Annotated in this window: 1 protein-coding gene; it reads left to right on the forward strand. The window is 73.0% G+C overall.

Annotation, left to right across the window (positions count from 1 at the left end; translation table 11 throughout):
* On the forward strand, positions 1-237 hold a 237-nt coding region (gene truD / locus ACQG3P_RS23450), incomplete at both ends, for a tRNA pseudouridine(13) synthase TruD (protein ID WP_426806384.1).

A 237-nucleotide genomic window follows, 5' to 3' on the forward strand; every position in this document is an offset into this window, starting at 1 on the left:
CCTGTGGCCACGCTGCGGTCGAAGTGGGCGGGGCTGCCGGACATGGCGGGCAGCTCTGCCGGCAAGAAGGACCGGCACGCGGTCACCACCCAGCGCTTCAGCGTGCACCTGCCCAAGCGCATCGCGCCTGCCATCGCGCTGCTGGCCTCGGGTGAAGTGGAGGTGGTCGAGTCCCCCTGGCACAACCGCATGCGGCAGCGCGGCGCGCTGGCCGGCCACCGGTTCCGGCTGGTGCTG

It is taken from the genome of Stenotrophomonas sp. SrG, assembly GCF_050031795.1.
GTDB classification, from domain to species: Bacteria; Pseudomonadota; Gammaproteobacteria; order Xanthomonadales; family Xanthomonadaceae; genus Stenotrophomonas; species Stenotrophomonas rhizophila_A.